At 52.9% G+C, this 17769-nt stretch carries 13 protein-coding genes and 3 tRNA genes; 7 read left to right on the top strand and 9 right to left on the bottom strand.

Translation table 11 applies throughout. The features are described 5' to 3' along the window. The first annotated feature begins 72 nt into the window (after positions 1-72). Entirely contained in the window at positions 73-1479 is a 1407-nt protein-coding gene (locus tag CPH80_RS01150; RefSeq protein WP_096275229.1) for a 3-oxoacyl-ACP reductase, read from the top strand. 24 nt (positions 1480-1503) lie between these two features. Here CPH80_RS01150 and CPH80_RS01145 read toward each other — a convergent pair whose 3' ends face one another. Then, positions 1504-4803 (bottom strand): carboxyl transferase domain-containing protein, encoded by a 3300-nt coding sequence (locus tag CPH80_RS01145; RefSeq protein WP_096275228.1) that lies wholly within the window; start codon positions 4801-4803, stop codon positions 1504-1506. 166 nt (positions 4804-4969) lie between these two features. Here CPH80_RS01145 and CPH80_RS01140 point away from each other — a divergent pair, with 166 nt between their 5' ends. Then, positions 4970-5620: a TetR/AcrR family transcriptional regulator gene (locus CPH80_RS01140; RefSeq protein WP_157746830.1), complete on the top strand. Its 651-nt coding sequence runs from the start codon at positions 4970-4972 to the stop codon at positions 5618-5620. A 67-nt stretch (positions 5621-5687) separates the two neighbouring features. Then, on the top strand, positions 5688-7352 hold the full coding sequence (locus CPH80_RS01135) for an AMP-binding protein (RefSeq protein ID WP_096275226.1): 1665 nt from the start codon (positions 5688-5690) through the stop codon (positions 7350-7352). 67 nt (positions 7353-7419) lie between these two features. Here CPH80_RS01135 and CPH80_RS01130 read toward each other — a convergent pair. From CPH80_RS01130 to CPH80_RS01110, 5 genes are all read right to left on the bottom strand, one after another. Further along, positions 7420-7495, bottom strand: a tRNA-Val gene (locus CPH80_RS01130). 25 nt (positions 7496-7520) lie between these two features. Beyond that, a tRNA-Asp gene (locus CPH80_RS01125) sits at positions 7521-7597 on the bottom strand. Between the two features lie 69 nt (positions 7598-7666). After that, positions 7667-7742: transfer RNA gene (locus CPH80_RS01120), tRNA-Val, on the bottom strand. 130 nt (positions 7743-7872) lie between these two features. Continuing rightward, a complete protein-coding gene (locus tag CPH80_RS01115; RefSeq protein WP_096275225.1) occupies positions 7873-8757 on the bottom strand; it encodes a DUF2846 domain-containing protein in 885 nt (294 codons plus the stop codon). 151 nt (positions 8758-8908) lie between these two features. Beyond that, positions 8909-9874 carry a hypothetical protein gene (locus tag CPH80_RS01110; RefSeq protein WP_096275224.1) on the bottom strand — a complete coding sequence of 322 codons (966 nt, stop codon included), beginning with the start codon at positions 9872-9874 and terminating at the stop codon, positions 8909-8911. A 150-nt stretch (positions 9875-10024) separates the two neighbouring features. On the opposite strand from CPH80_RS01110, the gene purE reads away from it, so the two are divergent. The 3 genes from purE to sodB all read left to right on the top strand — a co-directional run bounded on the left by purE (position 10025) and on the right by sodB (position 12309). Further along, positions 10025-10519 (top strand): 5-(carboxyamino)imidazole ribonucleotide mutase, encoded by a 495-nt coding sequence (gene purE / locus CPH80_RS01105; RefSeq protein ID WP_096275223.1) that lies wholly within the window; start codon positions 10025-10027, stop codon positions 10517-10519. Then, the gene (locus CPH80_RS01100) at positions 10516-11640 is read left to right on the top strand and encodes a 5-(carboxyamino)imidazole ribonucleotide synthase (protein ID WP_096275222.1); all 1125 of its coding nucleotides are present in this window, start codon (positions 10516-10518) and stop codon (positions 11638-11640) included. Before purE ends, CPH80_RS01100 begins: the two co-directional genes overlap by 4 nt. 90 nt (positions 11641-11730) lie before the next feature. Then, positions 11731-12309, top strand: coding sequence for a superoxide dismutase [Fe] (gene sodB / locus CPH80_RS01095; protein WP_096275221.1), 579 nt, complete (start codon positions 11731-11733; stop codon positions 12307-12309). A 232-nt stretch (positions 12310-12541) separates the two neighbouring features. Here the strand turns inward: sodB and CPH80_RS01090 are convergent, their stop codons facing one another. The 3 genes from CPH80_RS01090 to CPH80_RS01080 form a co-directional block, all read right to left on the bottom strand. Continuing rightward, complete coding sequence (locus CPH80_RS01090; protein WP_172898574.1) at positions 12542-13459, bottom strand: hypothetical protein; 918 nt, start codon at positions 13457-13459, stop codon at positions 12542-12544. Positions 13460-13659: 200 nt separating this feature from the next. Continuing rightward, entirely contained in the window at positions 13660-14370 is a 711-nt protein-coding gene (locus tag CPH80_RS01085) for a hypothetical protein (RefSeq protein WP_096275219.1), read from the bottom strand. A gap of 42 nt (positions 14371-14412) precedes the next feature. Continuing rightward, positions 14413-15384 (bottom strand): IS1595 family transposase, encoded by a 972-nt coding sequence (locus CPH80_RS01080; RefSeq protein WP_096275218.1) that lies wholly within the window; start codon positions 15382-15384, stop codon positions 14413-14415. Between the two features lie 314 nt (positions 15385-15698). Between CPH80_RS01080 and CPH80_RS01075 the strand changes: the two genes are divergently transcribed. Then, positions 15699-17759: a putative bifunctional diguanylate cyclase/phosphodiesterase gene (locus CPH80_RS01075; RefSeq protein WP_096275217.1), complete on the top strand. Its 2061-nt coding sequence runs from the start codon at positions 15699-15701 to the stop codon at positions 17757-17759. Positions 17760-17769 lie beyond the last annotated feature (10 nt).

Here is a 17769-nt window from a genome sequence, read left to right as displayed (position 1 = left end):
CACATAGCTGGTGGAATCTTTACTCTAGCAACCAACATGCTCCACACATCAAAGCAACGCAAGGACGAAGCCATGTCTGATATCTATCTAAAACTTGTAAATACACCCATAGGAAAAACCGCCGCGCAATCCCTTGGATTACCCTCACCAGTGCCTCTCAAACGACTCAAGCGCGCGGATCAGCCGTTTATTGAAGGCGATGTTTTGGTGGGCGCTGGTAACGGCGGCAAAGCCATATCGACCATCGGCAATGTTTTAGGCGCCAGTGCCGCGACGCTTTATCACGCCAGCGGTAAAGAAACTCTGGAAGATTCAGCAAAAGCCGGAAATAAAGCGCAAGCATTGGATTTGGCTTCGGGCACCGAAACCAAATTTTCAGCCCTAGTGTTCGATGCCACAGGCTTGAAAGGGCCAGAGGATCTGCGCGCCCTATACGACTTTTTCCACCCTACCATCAAAAAACTCGGCGCTAACGCCCGTGTTGTGATCATCGGCCAGGATCCGGCAACGTGCCGCAAAGCACCCCAGGCAGCAGCACAGCAAGCTCTGGAGGGCTTCACGCGCAGTGTGGGCAAGGAAATTGGCAAGAAGGGCGCAACCGCTAACCTACTCTGGATAGCACCCAACGCCGAACCGCAGCTGGAATCCAGCCTCCGCTTCTTCCTCTCTGTTCGATCAGCCTATGTTTCCGGCCAGGTTGTGCGCATTGGCAAAACCACCAGCGCGCCAGCCACAAACCCGGTTGCACCACTTACTGGAAAAGTTGCGTTGGTAACGGGTGCCTCGCGGGGCATCGGCGCTTCGATTGCAGCTACCCTATCTCGGGATGGCGCTACGGTTATCGGGCTGGACATTGAGCCTGCCATGGAAGAGCTCGAGAAAGTCACAAACGCCATCAAAGGCAAAGCCCTAGCCTGCGACATTACCGCGGCAGATGCCCCCAAGAAGATCGCAGACTTTGCGGAAAAGCACTTTGGCGGGCTGGATATTGTTATTCACAACGCAGGCATTACCCGTGACAAAACATTGGGCAACATGCCAGAGCACTTCTGGGACATGACCATCGCCGTGAATTTGACAGCCGAAGAACACATCAACGATGCACTGATGGAACGGGGACTGCTGAAAGAAGGCGGCCGTATTGTGTGCATCTCTTCCATCAGCGGCATTGCCGGTAACTTTGGACAAACCAATTACTCCACCGCAAAATCCGGTGTGATTGGTTATGTAGAAGCCATGGCCAAGCAGGTAAAGAACGGCGTTACCATCAACGCGGTAGCCCCGGGCTTTATTGAAACCCAGATGACGGCTGCTATGCCTCTGACCTTGCGCGAAGCCGGTCGACGCATGAACAGCCTGTCCCAAGGCGGCCAGCCGGTAGACGTGGCAGAAACCATTGCCTGGTTCTGCAGCCCCGCCTCCGGTGGCGTTAATGGCAACGCTGTACGCGTGTGCGGCCAGTCGCTGATCGGAAAGTAACGCTCAGCTCTGTGATTTGGACGTTTACCAGGTATCCACCATCGGCCGGCGACGGCCATGGCGGGGGCCTGGTTTTTTCACGGATTTCAGCCCGCGCAGTATCCAGTTGCGGGTGTCTGCTGGATCGATGACAGCATCGATCTCTAGCGACACCGCCATGCTTAAGGCTTTGCCTCTCTCATATTGTTCCGCAACCAATTTCTCGAACATGGCTTTTTGGGCAGCTTCGTCGCCAGCGTTGGCGATTTCATCGCGAAAGCCCAAACGCACGGCACCTTCCAGACCCATCCCACCAAACTCACCCGTAGGCCAGGCAGCCGTGAAGAAGGGTGCATGGAAAGAGCCAGCCGTCATACCCATGGCGCCTAAACCATAGCCTTTGCGCAGCACCACTGATAGCACGGGGATCTGCAGACTCGCAGCGGTTACGAACATGCGAGTGGTGTGACGTACCAGCCCGGTTTTCTCCGCCTCTGGGCCAACCATGAACCCCGGTGTGTCGCACAGGCTAAGCAAGGGTACGTCGTAGGCGTCGCACAGCTGCATAAAGCGGGAGGCTTTGTCCGCGCCATTAGCGCAAATCGCACCCCCAAGATGCCTAGGATCGTTTGCAATCAGGCCGATTGGCCGACCTTCAATACGAGCGAAGGCCGTGACCATTCCTGGGGCGAAACTCGGGCGAAGCTCTAAGAGGCTGTCTGTGTCTACCAGAGTGCTGATGAGCGCACGAATATCATAGGAGCGCAGGCGGTTTTCGGGAATGCTGGATCGCAGTAGCCGCTGATCGGCACATGTCGAATCAGGGAGACTGCCCTGAAAATAAGACATTAGCTTGCGGGCAACCTGGGCCGCTTCCCGCTCATCCTCAACCAGGCAATCAACGACACCATTGGGCACCTGAACCGACATGGGGCCAACCTCTTCCGAGGTATACACACCCAGCCCTCCGCCTTCAATCATGGCGGGGCCCGCCATGCCCAGCGTGGCGTTCTTGGTGGCAATCAGCAGGTCACTACAACCGGCAAACACTGCGTTGCCCGCAAAGCAACGCCCGGCGACAATACCAATTCGGGGAGCTAAGGCAGTCAGTCGGGCGTATCGCAAAAAGGTGGCGTAGCTGAGCCCCGCCACTATGGTGCCATCGTCTGTATCGCCGGGCCGACCGCCACCGCCTTCGGTGAAAAATATGACCGGCAGCTGCTGCTCTTCAGCCACCTGCAACACTCGGTCAGTCTTCCTGTGGTTCATCGTGCCCTGAGTGCCCGCCATTACGGTGTAGTCGTAGGCCAACACGGCACAACGCGCTTGGTCTTCATCAAACGTTTCGCTATTGACCGCACCTATGCCGGCAACCAACCCATCTGCTGGTGTTGATCGAATCAAATCTTCAACGTCTCTGCGCCGGCGCTGAGCGGCAAACGTAAGCGCCCCATATTCCATGAAGCTGCCCGGGTCGCAGATATTGGCAACGTTCTCCCTGGCGGTGAGCATATTCAGTTTGTGGCGTTTGGCGACAGCACCTGGGCGAGCCTCATCCAAGGTCAAGCGGTGCCGTTCGAAAGACTCCGCCAGGTCTGGCCGGATATAATCTAGGTCGATTTTTTGTTCAATAACTTCTTCTTGTGAATCACTGTCACTAGGCTCGATAAAGGCAATGACTTGGCTTTCGCTGACATACTCACCATTGGTTATCGGCAAGCCACGGATAATGCCGGCGGTGGGCGCCTTAATCTCATGCTCCATTTTCATGGCTTCGAGAATGGCTAGGGTCTGGCCATTGGCAACAATATCTCCCTCAGCCACCAGTGTGGCCACCAGCTGGCCCTGCATGGGTGCTGGGATTGACGTTGAGCCTTCTGGAGCTATAACGGCTTGAGTCCCCGCACGACTACCTGCGGTGGTTGGAGTGGCTCGAAACAGCCGAGGGTGCTCCTGTTCACTTTCCGCCACTAGGCTTGCCATCTGGTCATCCACATACCGTGTGTAGACCTGGTTCTTGCTTACTTCCTTCCGAGATAGCAGGGCCTGCAAGAAGGATGTATTGGTTTTCACTCCCTCTACCCGGAACTGGCACAGGGCACGATAGGCTTTGCGAACGGCTTGAGTGTAATCACTGGAACGGCTGTGAACGATAACCTTTGCGAGCAGCGAATCGAAGTGAGGGCTAGTGGTATAGCCGCTGTAGCCGAACGTATCCACTCGCACGCCGGGCCCCGTGGGGGGCTCAAAAGCCTGAAGCGTGCCACCGCTGGGCTGGGTGGCACCAGAGGCGTCCATGGTCTCCATGTTGACTCTGCACTGAATGGCATAGCCATTGGCTGCGGCAATCTGATTCTGGGTGAGGTTCAAATCCGCCAGGCTGGTGCCGCCCAGAACGGCGATTTGTGACTGAACCAGATCAACCCCGGTGATTTCCTCGGTAATGGTATGCTCAACCTGAAGCCTGGGGTTAGCTTCAATAAAGAAGTAGTCGTTGCCATTGGCTGCCACTAAAAATTCAAAAGTGCCTAGACCGGCATAATTGACCTTTCTGGCCATTCGCAGAGATGCTTCCAGCAGGTTCTCTCGGGTGCTCTCAGAAAGCGTGGGGCTGGGTGCGATCTCGATCAGTTTTTGGTTGCGCCGCTGCAGGCTGCATTCGCGCTCCCAAAAATGTACGGCATCACCTTTACCGTCACCAAGAACCTGAACTTCAATATGGCGACCGTGCTGCACCAAGCGTTCTACATACAGGCTATCATCTCCAAATGCCGCCTTGGCCTCACGCGCGCACGCCTCATAAGCCGCCTCTACATCCTCATTTGGCTGAACAATACGCATGCCCCGGCCACCGCCACCGGAAATAGCCTTGATGACAACAGCCACATCGCCACCGAGACCGGCCATGAAGTCCTTGACCTGCTCGACCGTGGTTTGGCCTTTGGAACCAGGCACCACGGGAACGTTACAGAGCTCGGCCAACTGACGTGCCGCGGCTTTATCGCCTAGCGTGTCGAGGGTTTCTGGCTCGGGCCCAATAAAGGTAATGCCCTCTGCCTTGCAACGCCTAGCCAGTTCAGAATTCTCACTGAGAAAGCCATAGCCAGGGTGCAAAGCGTCCGCGCCAGATTCTTTGGCTGCGGCAATAATGGCATCGATATTCAGATACGCGTGGGCACCCTTGCCTGGTATGAGCACCGTATGGTCAGCGTGGCTGAGGTGAAGTGAGGCACTGTCATCCTCTGAGTATACGGCTACGGATTCCAGCCCCATATCCCCAGCGGCCCGGGCAATACGTACGGCAATTTCCCCACGATTGGCAATGAGTAACTTATTGAATTTCACAGGAGCCTCTTGTCTATTTGTCGTTGTTGTCGTTGTTGTCGTTGTTGTCGATCAAGCTTCACACTTACTTGTATGTCAGTAAGCTTTGTACAAAACCAACTGACTTGCAAGTAAGTAAGCAAGTTGCAATGATAAGAACTCAATAGCAATGCTTACAGGAGAGCTCATGACACCGGCTTCAGCATCACCAAGCCCAGCTCAGCGAAAGCCCGGACATGCCCGGGCTCGATTACTCGAGGTGTCTCGGCGACTCTTCATTATGCGGGGAATTGATGCCGTAAGTTACGGTGACATAGCCAAAGAAGTAGGGTCTACCAGAGCAAATCTCCACTACCACTTCGGCAACAAAGCTGAACTGATAAAAGAGGTGTTCGCGGTAACCTTTCAGGAGGTACGGGCGGGCCTTGCGGACATTTGGCTAGTACCTAGCCTGTCACTCGGGGCACGTATCGACTTGTTATTCGAAGATGCCAAAGCACGCTTTGAGAAATTCAATCAGCCCGAAACTGAACGCACCCCCTGGAGCCTTTCATCCCGAGCCCGCCTGGACTTCAGCGCCATGGATGCGGAAGTGGCTGAGGGAATCTCCGAGATGTCAGAGTACTTCGAGAAATGCGTGGCGCACGCGGTGCAGCTGGCTGTTGGCACCGGTGAACTTCGAGCGGATACACCTGTTGAGGATGTCGTTTTGATGATCACACCTCTGTGGTATTTCGGCTCACCGATTACCCAGTTCTCCGGAATCACGCGACTGCAAAACCACTACGAAGCCGCAAAGCGAACCCTCAAGGCTGCCTATGGAGCTCCCGCCAAATAAGAGCCGAGCCCGGCCAAGAAGGGCCTGCAGTCTTCTCAATCAAATCACAAAAACAAGGAGTGCGAGAATGAGTCTTTCTAATGCGCAGTTTTCTGAAGCGGCAAAACAAGTGGCCTATCGCCGCGGCCCCAAACCGATGCACGATTACCTATTGCTCAACGCCGCCGAGGCGCCGCATCAAATTGCGTACGTTTTCTACGGACGCGAGATCAGCTGGCAAGAAGTTGCAGACTCAACCCGGAGGCTTGCTGCCTTTCTGCGGGCCAAAGGCGTTGGCAAGGGTGATCACGTGGGGATTTACCTGCAAAATTGCCCGCAGTACATCATTGCCCACTATGCTATCCAAATGCTGGGTGCAGTGATCACGCCACTTAACCCTCAATACAAGACCGCCGAACTGGAATATCAACTAGATAGTGCTGAAGCCAAGGCGGTAATTTGTAGCAACGATCTTTACCCCATGCTCGAAACCGTACGGGACAAACTCGGGAAGCTGGATTTGGTGATAACAACCCGCTATATGGATTATTTACCCCAAAACCCTACCCTGCCAGTTCCAGAAGAGTTGGCCCAGACACAAGGGACTCCTGAGAACACTACGGATCTGGTGGGTGCTATTCAGCAGTCCCAGCCAATCGACAAACCCGAGCCAGTAGACTTCGAAAACGACATCGCGCTGATGACGTTTACATCTGGCACCACCGGTCGCCCCAAGGGCGCCATGCTGCCGGTGGGGGCTGCAACCTTCAAGACCGCTGCTCTGTTTCAGGCTAACGGTTTGGATGAAGCCACCACATCATTGGCCATTGCGCCTTTCTGCCATATTGCCGGTATGTGCCTTGGGGTTTACGCCGGCGTTTATGGCCGCTGGACAACCATAATCTTGTCCCGCTTCGATTTGGAAGCCACTGTCCAAGCCATAGAAAAGTACAAGGTAGACATGTGGTACAGCATTGCACCTATGAACAGGGCCATCCTGAGCCTGCCCGGCATCCAGTCGCGAAACCTGACATCACTGCGCTTCAACCCTTCGACCAGTTTTGGCATTCCTGTCACACAAGGCTTGGCGGATGAATGGAAATCTCTCACCGGTTGCCAGATGCATGAAGCCTCCTACGGCCTCAGCGAAACCCACACTATGGATACCTACATGCCACAGGGTGCGATTCGGTGGGGTAGCTGTGGCAAACCCATGCCTGGCAACGACATCCGGATAGTCAGCTTAAGCACTGGCGAAGAGCAACCTGCGGGAGAATCCGGGGAAATCCTGGTGGGTAACGCCTTTGTTTTCACGGGCTACTGGCAGCGACCAGAGGCCACGAGCGAAACACTTCAAAAAGGATGGGTATATACCGGTGACGTAGGGTATTTCGATGAAGACGGCTATCTTTTCTTCACGGGGCGCATCAAGGAAATGATCAAGTGCTCCGGTTACAGCGTTTTCCCCGAAGACGTGGAAGCTCTGATGCTGAATCATCCCGCCGTTGCGCAGTCCGCCGCCGTGGCTGTACCGGATGAAAAGCGAGGCGAAAGCGTCAAACTCTTTGTGGTGCTCAAGCCCGATTATCAAGGCAAGCTCAGTGAGCAGGACATTATCGACTGGGCGAAGGACAATATGGCGGCTTACAAATATCCGAGGCACGTCGAGTTCCGTGACTCGCTGCCCGCCAGCGGGACCGGTAAGCTGCTTCGTCGCTTACTAAAAGACCCGCTTCCACCTGCGTCCCAATAACCGTTCACGCCTGTGCAATGAACCAAAAAAAAGGGCAAGTCCAATGGACTTGCCCTTTTTCGGAATCTGGTGGGTGGTACTGGGATCGAACCAGTGACCCTCGCCTTGTAAGGGCGATGCTCTCCCAGCTGAGCTAACCACCCGGGAACAATATAACAATAATAAAAGTGGCGGAGCGGACGGGACTCGAACCCGCGACCCCCGGCGTGACAGGCCGGTATTCTAACCAACTGAACTACCGCTCCGCATCGATCCGGCATTAAGCCTGAATCGTGCACCGAACTCAAGTGCTCGATGCGTACCTTGAAAGAAAGTGGTGGGTGGTACTGGGATCGAACCAGTGACCCTCGCCTTGTAAGGGCGATGCTCTCCCAGCTGAGCTAACCACCCACTTTGTCACCTTTCAAAGGTACTCACTTGAAAATGCTAATACTGCCTGCGAACAGACCTCATTGCTCAATCAAGTGAGAGGCGCATTTTAAGCATTTGCCCGGCGGTGTCAAATCTTTTTCCGGAAACTCTAAAAAAACCACCAACCATCCGATTCTGCCGCTTCACGGCGCTCGCGCTCTAACTCCAGCTCCGCATATTCCTGCTCCAGCTGTTCCATTTTTTGGTCTGTCGCAAGCGGAACCTTAGAGCCGCCACCAAAAGGCCAGTACCAAGAGGCTGATTCGTACTGCCCTTCGCGCTCAAGCCTTTCAATTTCCACCTCGCGCTCTTCTTCCAGAAGCGCCATACGCCGCTCGTAATCCGCGTCCTCATTGGACTCGACAATGGAAACCGCGGCATGGTTCGGGGCCAGCAAATCGCTGTTCAGGAAGCGGGTTGAAACTATCTCCTGCCCCTGCATGGCGTAATCACGCGTGACCAGTTGCAAATCACCCTGAGCGAGGGGGTGCTCGGGATCTAGCTCCGGATTGGCCTGGGTCGGTTCGGTTAGCTCGTTATACCTCAGATAATAAATACGGCCAGGTTCAACATTGAAGGTGGCATCGGCAATCAGGCTTAAACTGAACGAGTTCAAACCCTCAAGACCAAGCAGCGGCCGGCGCATGGCGATATGACGCTCTCCGGGGCTCACCACAAGCCAGGTGAAGCTGTCGTTGCGGATATTGAAATAGTGGGCGTCATCGATATAAACACTGGGCGCTTCAATCTCATCGGCGGCCCACTGAGAGTGGGTGCGATAAAAATACAGAACCGCATGCTTGCGATCCCAGCTGTCGTTATCAATGTGTACAAAGTCGTGGCCAGAAACCGGGTGCAGAAACGACCCGACACTTTTACCAATAGACTGATAAACCGTGCAACCAGATGCGGACACCAACGACACGACTAACAGTACACGGAAACAAAACGAGCGCAGCTTGAAGGGCTCAAAAAAAGACACTGGGGTTTTCATTGTTGTTAACTCTTCATCCTTTGGTGAGTTGCCTGATCATAGCAACTGCCAAACCGTATAAATGAGAGCTACCGCAAGGGATGGATAACAAACCGTTACAGAACCGAGCGCCCGCTTCCGTGCAACGGCGCCCGCATTAACTTCAGATCAGCTACTGACCAGACACCTGGCTGCGAAGCTGATTAACCTCTTCCGACAAACGCACAAGGCGCGACGTAACCTGAGCACGAGACGAATCAATAGCCTGAACATTCCGCTTCAGTGCCGCCAGCTCATTCTTGAGCTCTTTATCTCCATTGCTGCCAGACAGCTTTTTCTCAAGAGCAGACAAACGCCCTTCTATGCCACTGATTCCAAGCTTCTGCTCCTGCTCAAAACGACGCACTCGCCGCTCAACCACCTGGTCCACATCCGCCAACTGCTTACTTAACTTGGTCAGCTGCTCCGCCGACTGGCGGTTAGAATCTTCCAAGGCCGCAACCGAGGTTTCCGTCTGCTTCTTCACCGCCGCAATGTCGCTACCTAAAGACGTCCGAACCTTCTCGACCGTGGAACCCACATCCGCCAATGCCTTCTTACCTTCCGCAAGCCCCGCCTCTGCAGCCGCAATGCGCTCCTGCTGATCATTCAGCTGCTTTTTGTTACGCTCGTTTGCGATCACCCAAAGCTTACGAATCTCACTATCCGCCGCATCAAGCTGCTTCTTCTGGGCTTCAACCTGCTCAGCCAGCGACGCACGACTCTGCTGCAGACTCTCCCCCGTTTCCGAAAGATCCCCCTCAAACCGCGCCATCGCCAACTTACTCTGCCGCGCCCCGTAATCCGCATCCTCCAACTGCCCTTCAAGCACCTGAATCCGCTGATTCTGCGAATACCACCCCGCCACTAAAGCCACAGCCACAGCAATAACCAACAACCACAGAACCGCCAAGCTCGACCGACCACTACCCCCACCGTTGTCATTCCTACCGCCCTTGGCCGCCTTCGGTGGCTTCGGCTTACCACCCGCACCCTCAGCTGCCGACTTAGGTTTCTTCTGCGCTGGCGCCTTCATATCTGGCGCACCAACAGGCCGTTCGGCTCTTAGCTCATCGTCATCTGGACGGATGGGTTCCATTACAGCTCCTGAATATGGACGGTTCAATTAATTGCCATCGATAATACATGCACTTGTTCGTAGGTTGAAATGACGAGGCCGCCTTCCTTGCATGGTAGATAGCCAAAACATACAATGTCCGGCTTTCCAATTATCACAGGACAGTTGCGTATGCAGCCGCTTGTAGGACTTATCATGGGCTCAAAATCCGACTGGCCCACCATGGAACACGCCGCCAACATGCTCGACAAACTCGGCGTCGCCTACGAAACCAAAGTCGTCTCAGCCCACCGCACCCCGGACCTGCTTTTTGACTACGCCAAAAGCGCCTCCGACCGCGGTCTAAAAGTCATCATCGCAGGCGCCGGCGGCGCAGCACACCTACCTGGCATGGTCGCTTCCCAGACATCCCTGCCGGTACTGGGCGTACCCGTACAATCCAAAGCCCTGAGCGGCCTTGATTCGTTACTCTCTATCGCCCAAATGCCCGGCGGTGTTGCTGTAGGTACCCTGGCTATCGGCAACGCCGGTGCCACAAACGCTGGCCTGCTGGCCGCACAGATTATTGGCACCGCCGATGCAGATGTCCGTAAAGCTATTGATGAGTTCCGGGCAACACAAACCCAAACGATCCTAGACAACCCAGATCCAAGAGAGCACACATGAGAATTGGTGTATTAGGTGCCGGCCAACTGGGAAGAATGCTCGCCCTTGCCGGATATCCGCTGGCCAAGACCTTTGTTTTCTATGACATGTCAGGCAGCCCCAGCGCTGGACTGGGAGAAGTCATCATTGATCGCGAAGGCAAATACCTAGACGACTTTTTGTCACGGGTAGATCGCGTAACCTACGAGTTTGAGCACCTCCCTGTAAGCGTTGCCGAAAGACTGGCGAAAGAAAAGCCCGTTCACCCCTGCCCTCGCGCGCTAAAGATTTGTCAAAACCGCGAAGCCGAAAAAACACTGTTCGGTGAACTTGGCATCCCCACGCCACAGTGGAAAATCGCAGACAGCGCCGAATCCCTCAAAGAAGCAGCGCAAAGCCTGGGCTGCCCAGTCGTGGCAAAATCCAATACCGAAGGCTACGACGGCAAAGGCCAGGCCATACTGAAGAGCCCAGAAGATGCAGAAGCCGCCTGGGAATCCATCGGCCATCCTCAGCTGATGGTCGAGAAATTTATAGAGTTCAGCCGTGAAGTATCCATCATTGCCGTGCGCGCCGAAGATGGCCAAATGGCCTTTTATCCCATTTCAGAGAACGTTCACCACGAGGGCATTCTGCGCTACTCCATTGCCCCGGCGCCGAAATTGGAAAAGCACGTTCAAGAAGATGCAGAGCACTACACCAAAACTCTGCTAAACGAGTTGGAATACGTAGGCGTACTTGCGCTCGAACTGTTTGAAACGGCCACCGGCTTGATCGCAAATGAGATGGCTCCGCGGGTTCATAACTCAGGGCACTGGACTATCGAAGGCGCGATGACGAGCCAGTTTGAGAACCACATTCGGGCGGTGAGTGGGCACTCACTGGGTAGTGTTGAGCCGCGCGGCGTGAGCTGTATGATTAACATCATCGCAGAGCATGGAGATGTTGAACGCCTGCTGGAACTCCCTTACGCTCATGTACACCTCTATAATAAAGGCGAACGACCTGGCCGCAAGCTTGGCCACGTAAACGTTCTAGCAGACAGTTACGCCGAACTGGTGTGGCGCGTGCGAACTTGCGTGCAGTTTTTGCCCGGCAGCCCTCAGTTCAGTAGCTCGCTAGACGCTGACAGCAAGGGCTGAATTGCGTTACGGGGTTGATATCGCTCAAATCGACCCTATATTAGAGTAGTGACATTAAATTATAACTAAGAGAAACAGGGAGACGACCTCATGGCATTTGAACTTCCAGCACTGCCTTACGAAAAGAACGCACTGGAACCACATATTTCTGCTGAAACCCTCGAGTACCATTACGGTAAGCACCACAATACTTACGTCACCAAGCTGAACGGCCTGGTTGAAGGTACCGATAACGCCAGCAAGTCGCTCGAAGACATCATCAAAAGCGCCAGTGGCCCGTTGTTCAACAACGCAGCCCAGGTATGGAACCACACCTTCTACTGGAATTGCCTGAGCCCGAACGGCGGCGGCGAGCCCACAGGTGCAGCTAAAGAAGCTATCGAAAAAGCTTTCGGTTCATTCGATGACTTCAAGAAAGAGTTCAACGACAAGGCGGCCAACAACTTCGGTTCAGGCTGGACTTGGCTGGTTAAAAAAGCAGACGGCAGCGTTGCCATTGCTAGCACCAGCAATGCAGAAACACCGCTGACCGGCGCTGACAAGCCAGTGCTGACCGTGGATGTGTGGGAGCACGCGTACTATATCGATTACCGCAACTCCCGCCCGAAGTATCTGGAAGCGTTCTGGAACCTAGTAAACTGGGATTTTGTGAACGAAAACCTGGCCTAATTCGGCAAACCGGTTTTCCAGATGCAGCCGGCAACGGCTGAATAGAAACGCCCGCTACTAGTCAAGCCATTTACCTTAAGTGTGGCTGAGCTTGGGCAAGCCAAGTAAGAAAAGCCAGTGACCAAAAATCACTGGCTTTTTTTCATTCAAAATTTCTGAACGCAGACGTTTTGGCATCCCTGCTTCCCAACGAAAAAAGCCTGAGCTTTTGGCTTGAATTAGCCGGTCAACTCTATCCAGCATATCGATTGTAATAAATGATTTTCTCGACAGTGACTGGGGCTTTTGCAAGCCCCAGTTTCATGGCGGGTGTGTCCTTTTTCTTTGATCTTGTGCAGTAGTTGTAATGAATCCTGAATATGTCACCCACTATGGTGTACATCTCAGGGTTATATGCAGAGTATCCGTGCCAGATACGCCCCATCCCGGTGCCTGACTGGAATGGCCTTTCAAAGTACATAGACATCCTGCGGATATTCATAAAAAAGCGATCTACTGGAGCTAGGGTCACCATGCGGTAGAGGTTGGCCTGGTGCAGAATGTCGTACCTAGACACATTCGTCACCGCAGCCACCATTTTCTCCGGCTCTGCCTTGGACACCCATGGATGCTCAATCCAAAACTCAGGCGAGTTCGGAACCTTAATGGGTTTCTTTAAACGCTCCGCGATAATTCCGTTAGTTACATCCATTAGGATTTTGAAGGTCAGCTGTTTGACTGGGGTTCCTGACATTTTGGAAACCATGCGTTTGAAATTTGCTACCAGCTTTTCTTTCTCATCATTTGTTTTATTTTTCGAAGCCCTAACTAAGAACCCATCGGATCGGCCTTCTCCAATTTCCTCACGAAACGCAGAAATATAGGCCGTCTTCATCCCGCTATCCAGATCCAGAAAGAAGCGAGTTTTCCCTGTGCTCCTGAAAAACCGTTTCAGTAAAAAGAAGTGAGCCAGCATGGTGTATTCGTTATGAACCAAGGCACCGCGATTAGGAAGACTTTTTGTTTGATCGATGTTCTCCGACGAATCGGGAACATTAGAGCTTTTTTCGATCAGAGCTCTGATCTGAATTTCATCTCTAAGATTTCCGGCATATGGTAACTTCTCTCTAGGTAAGCGATTCTTTACAGCGTCATTGAACTCCTCGCTCAACCAGACTCTAGCGTGTTTTCGGTGGTGTTTTGGTCTTTCGTGATCACCACTATCAACTGAGTCCCGCTCTGCCAAACTGGAGTCCACAGAGCCATCGTAATTAAAGTTGAAAGCGAAAACGTAGCCTGAGTTCAAGCATGCCGTGGCAATTCCGTAGAGGTCGCAATTCCTTTTGTCACCTCGTTGAGTCCAGTTGGTCATCAGAACTTGACGGTCTGTTGAAAGATAAAATCGCTCAAAACTCTGCTCTCAAGTCTTCTCTCTCGCTCAGAAACAAACGATAAACACTGGCGATGAATAAATCTGATTTTGTCGTAAACCGTTTTTTCTGAAATATCCAAAACATCAGCAATACGGTTGATCGGTTGTTTGTTGACCAGGAGCTTGAATAGTAACCTGTTTAAATGAGGCTTGGAGTGCTTGCGAGCCTTCGGTTTACCACAAAAACTCTTCCGACAGTGGAGGCAAATATACCTTTGGTTTCCGCTAGTCGTTTTGCCATTCTTTTTGACGGAAATAGGCTTTTTATCCATATTGCTTGAGCATTTTGAGTTTGGGCAGATAATTGATTTTGGATCTAGGTGGCTCGATATCCTACTAAGCTCTTCGTGGACAGCCTGATTACTCTTTAGAGCGGTTGATACAGCATTAACATCTTCACCCAGAGCTTTTTTCTTGGAGCAAATCTCACAAATCAGAGATGCCTTGGCTTTACCCCTTCCAGATAGACGATAGGATCCGCCGCCTCTCTGGAAGGCTTCAGGAATACCCCCTTCACATCCATCAATATTTTTGATCGGACTAAGCGTTAAAAAATTCTCACACGTCGGATTTCGACATCCATTGACTTGAATACCTTCGAACGGGAAGGGAATGCGGGGCGGTTTATTCTGGAAAGATTTCTTTCCCATAAAAAGAAGCGCCTATACTGTCTGTATATGGCGCTGTTGTGCTTACCTGTTGGTAGGCCATTCCAAACTGGGAATCGCCTCCCGAACCCAAACAATATCTTGAAACTCCTCCCTTTCGTCCATAAAGCGGAACCACGCCAGGTAATTGTCCACGCGGGCCGTTCCGACACCGTGGAAGCGCTTAAGCCAACCCTTCCAGCGTTGGGTAAAATTGTTCAGGGTCTGGATGTGGTAAACACCCTCAACAACCCGGCTGTTATCCTTCGCAATCAATCGCTTATGCTCAAGATGGTCAAACGTCTTCACCATTTCTACATAGGAAAGGTTGCCATCTGTGCACAAGACGGAGTTCTCGCGGATCACTGGGGCCAAGGCTGCGATAATTTCCTCCTTAGTGTCGTGCTCTAGAACATGGTGGGTAATGTGTCCGGAGCGATCCAGCGCCAATGCGATGGGCACCTGAGTCACCTTACCGCCCCCACGTTTACGGGCTGGCCGAGGCATCGTCTTTTTTCCCTTGAAGGACTCCGGCAGGAATGTCTCGTCGGCCTCGATGATGCCGGACAACGACGTAGCCTTATGATCTCTGGGACTGCTTAGAAAGGCATGACGCCAGCGAAAGGCCGTGCGTAGGCTGACACCGGTCACCTTGGCCGCTTTGCGTAGGGATAGGCCATAGCGCATCGTTTCCACATACTCTAGCCAGAGCTCTTCTTTACGCATGCGGTACAGCGGGCTACCCACCAGCGCGTTGAAGGTCTTTGCGCAATGTTTACAGCGGTAGCGCTGGCGCTCATTCCCGGATGATCCCCAGCGAATAAACATCTTGGACTGACAATAAGGGCACTGGGTAACCGCCTCTTCACTGGCCGTCAGCGTCTCGTAAACAGCATCCAGTTTGACGCGTTTTTCAATATGATGCCGTAGCTTTTTCAGCTGTGGGGTGGTGAAGTCAGGAACGCGGCGTAGAAGGTCGTTGAAATCATCGTGCTGCACGGTAGCCTCCAAATACATTCAGGTATGGAGTAAGTGTAGACCACCAACAGGTAAGCACAACAGCGCCCTGTATATACAGTAGTATAGGCGCTTCTAGCGGTTTTGTCAGTAACCTCAGCCACACTTAAGGTAAATGGCTTGGCTACTAGTGGGCGTTTTTTATATGACCATTCACTAAATTTACAAATTGAAACGACAGTACCCTGAAGTATTTAAAAAAATCGCCGATACTCTCCCTACACAGTAGTTTAACGTGAACCATAATCCGCGTTGTCGGCAATGTGTTCTACAAGAATATGGGCGCCTGACGAACAGGCTAAAGACAGGTCTGAATGCACAAATCTTTTAAGGTAGAAAACCGCCTTGACTACCGCATCCTTCGGTGGATACTTGCCGTCGCACTGATCAGCGGTGTGATTGTCAGTGCCATACAGGTAGTACTCGATGCACAACGCGTTTCGACTGACCTGGACAACCAGGCCAGCCAGACCATCGCCATGGTTAAAGATGCGTCCACGCAAGCTGTGTTCAGCATCGACGCCGACTTGGCAAATCAAGTCGTCGACGGCCTTTTTGCTCGGGAAGCAGTACGCCTAGCCCAGATTCTTCACGCCAACGGCGAGCCCTTGAGCTCCCGAGAGCGGCCTTTGACCGAAAGCGTATTCCGCCCGTTGATTAACTGGATGTTTGGTGCCGAGCGCCAATTCCGCACCGAACTGATGCGCAACGGCAATTCAGACACCGTATACGGCTACTTTGTTGTTCACTACGATACCGCGCCGGCTGCCAACATTTGGCTGGGTCGTGCCATCGTCACATTCACCTCCGTCATTGCTACGGCTGTGATCTTGGGAATGGTGCTGTACTTCGTTTTTTACATGCTGCTTACCCGTCCACTTTTGCGCATTGTAAATTCCGTGAAACAGGTGGACCCTGCGCACCCGGATGACCGCTTGATTGCCACGCCATCTGGTCATGAAAAGGACGAACTTGGGCACTGGGTTAAAGCCACGAATACTCTGCTTATTGCCATTGGAAAAAGCCAAGAACGCCAACGTGAAGCGGAAGACAGAGTGAGCCGGCTCGCCCGCTACGACCAGCTTACCGGGCTGCTCAGCCGGGACAGTTTTATGGACATGCTGCAGGCGGATATTGAAGAATCTAAGCGCAACCACACTCTTTTATCCGTCATTGTTTGCGGCATTGATGACTTTAAATCCATTAACGATCAATGCGGCTTTCGCACTGGCGATCTCACCTTACAAACCGTCGCAGACCGGCTTATGAGCTGCCTGAACGGCTCACGTTTCACCATAGCCCGCCTTGGCGGTGATCAGTTTGTTATTGTTGAGAAAGGGCTCAAAGACGGTTTTCAGGCGGCAGATACCGCGGAAGCCATTCTGGCGAGAATCAGTGAAACCATGGGAGTGGAAGGCCATAATGTTTCCATGACGGCAACCCTGGGTATTGCTCTATACCCCTCCGACGCCATCCAGCCAGATCGACTACTCCAGAGCGCGGAACAGACCATGATGCTGGCCAAACAAAAGGGCCGGGATCATTTCCAATTTTACGTGGCAAGCATCGACCAAGAAATCCGCGACCGCAAACAGCTCGAAAAAGACCTTTCGCAAGCTCTGGCAATGGACCAGTTTCACCTGGTTTACCAGCCCCAGATAGATCTTCAAACGAAACGGGTAATAGGCGCAGAAGCCCTACTCCGTTGGGAACACCCAGTGCGCGGGCTGGTGCCGCCGGATTACTTTATTCCAGTTTCAGAGAACAATGGGTCCATCGTTGAGATAGGCCAGTGGGTTCTGGAGCAGGCCTGCCTGCAAGCCAAGCTGTGGGCAGACAAGGGGTTACCCCTACGCGTCGCTGTGAATTTGTCTGCCGTACAGTTACGCCAAGATCGCATTGTGGATGACATCCTAGGCACCCTGAAGCGCTACGATATTCCCGCAGGCCGCCTAGAGCTGGAAGTCACAGAAACCAGCTTTATGACCAACCTGTCAGATGCAGTCGCCAAACTTCACGCTCTGAACCGGGCGGGCATCAGCCTTGCGGTAGATGACTTTGGTACCGGCTACTCATCTCTTACCTATCTCAAGAAAATGCCGGTACAGCACCTGAAGATCGATAAGCAGTTTATTCGGGATCTGCTCATTAACGAGGAAGACACCCGTATCACCAACACCATTATCGATCTCGGCCGAAGCCTCAACTTGACCGTCGTTGCTGAAGGTGTGGAAACGGCAGAACAGGAATATTACCTGAGCCAGCGCGGCTGCAAGCTGGCACAGGGATACTTCTTCAGTAAACCTCTGCGCCCTGCGGTTTTTGAGACGTTTGTTCAGGGATTCCACCAAAAAATCATAGAAAATAACGCCTGATTCATTACCT

Origin of the sequence: Marinobacter sp. LV10R510-11A (genome assembly GCF_900215155.1) — a bacterium.
GTDB lineage: Bacteria > Pseudomonadota > Gammaproteobacteria > Pseudomonadales > Oleiphilaceae > Marinobacter.
This window is presented reverse-complemented; position numbering and strand designations above follow the sequence as displayed.